This window comes from bacterium, from assembly GCA_040755795.1.
GTDB lineage: Bacteria > UBA9089 > CG2-30-40-21 > CG2-30-40-21 > SBAY01 > JBFLXS01.
On the sequence record JBFLXS010000692.1, the window covers coordinates 1 to 1,360 of the forward strand.

At 41.7% G+C, this 1,360-nt stretch carries 1 protein-coding gene; it reads left to right on the top strand.

What is annotated here, in order from left to right:
- The first annotated feature begins 77 nt into the window (after positions 1–77).
- Entirely contained in the window at positions 78–1,343 is a 1,266-nt protein-coding gene (locus tag AB1414_20995) for an IS701 family transposase (GenBank protein ID MEW6609889.1), read from the top strand.
- The last annotated feature ends 17 nt before the right edge of the window (positions 1,344–1,360 follow it).

A 1,360-nucleotide genomic window follows, 5' to 3' on the forward strand; every position in this document is an offset into this window, starting at 1 on the left:
CGGGACTTAAACGAAAATAAAGAGCTAATAAATGTATAATCTAGGCATGGCAGTCAGTTCACGTTAAAATTTGCACCATGAAACAGACAACTCCCGCCGCCATGCCTCCTTGCTTTGATAGATGGTGTAAACGTTTTGATGATATCTTTAACCATCAAGCCCAAAAACGGGAGTTTAGGAACTATATAGGCGGATTATTAGGGGAAAGTGAACGAAAAAACCTGTCTCAAATGGCGGATAATGCTGTAGGAGTGACTTATCACCGATTACACCATTTTTTGACGGAAGCACCCTGGGATGCCCAACAGGTAAATGAGCGACGCCTGGTGGTGATGAATCAGTGTAGCCAAACGCGAATAAATAGAGGATTCACCTTAATTGTGGATGACTCAGGGCATAGAAAAAGTGGTAATTTCACAGCGGGAGTGGGACGGCAGTACATTGGAGAAATTGGGAAAACCGAGAACGGGATAGTGGTGGTAACAACACATCTATATGATGGAAAAAAAAGCCTACCGTTAGATATAGAGTTATATCAACACGCCAGTTATTTACCTGAGGGAAAAAAAGATATTGAATTCAAGAAAAAGCCGGAGTTAGCCTTAGCATTAATTAACCGAAGCCTGGGGAGAGGATATCGACCGGGTATCATATTAATTGATGCTGGCTATGGAAATAACACAACGTTTCTGCTGGAGCTGGAAAAAAGGAAACTCAAGTATTTAGGAGGATTAGCCAAAAACCGTAAGGTGACAACTCAAATAGAGACAAATAAACGAGAAGAGATTCGCTTAGACAAATTAGCCCAATCCTTGTCTGTTGAGGATTTTACCCCGATTCAACTCAATCTAGATAAACCGAAAACCGTTTGGGTGGCAACTGTGGAAGTTGAACTCCCACAGCTTGAAGGAACGAGAACAATTGCTATCGTCATGAATGCCTCGACCTTCGACCAAGCTAGTGATGTTGACTATTTTATTACCAATGTTGAATCAACAAAAGTCACAGCGGAATGGATAGTAACTACCTATGCTCAAAGGAATTGGGTAGAAGTTTTCTATCGGGAAGCTAAAGGATGGTTAGGGCTATCTGAATATCAAGTCAGAGATTATAGAAGCCTAATCAGACATTTCATTCTTGTATTTTGTGCCTATACCTTTATTTTATGGCATACCAAAACTGGAGGATTAAGACGGCGTTGGGCATCGAAACCTTTAAATACCTTTACTGAAGCCTTAGAGGCGTTTCGCACAGCGATGTCTTTCCGCTTCGTAGAGTGGCTGAACCACAATCGGGACGTATTCTTTGCTTACAAAGCTGCTTTGGGCTTTGTTTGGGCTTGAAATTTGTCTAAGTCCCG

Bases quoted from the DNA above. Each gene is read 5' to 3' on its own strand.
- AB1414_20995 (MEW6609889.1), top strand. From the start codon at position 78: ATGAAACAGACAACTCCCGCCGCCATGCCTCCTTGCTTTGATAGATGG.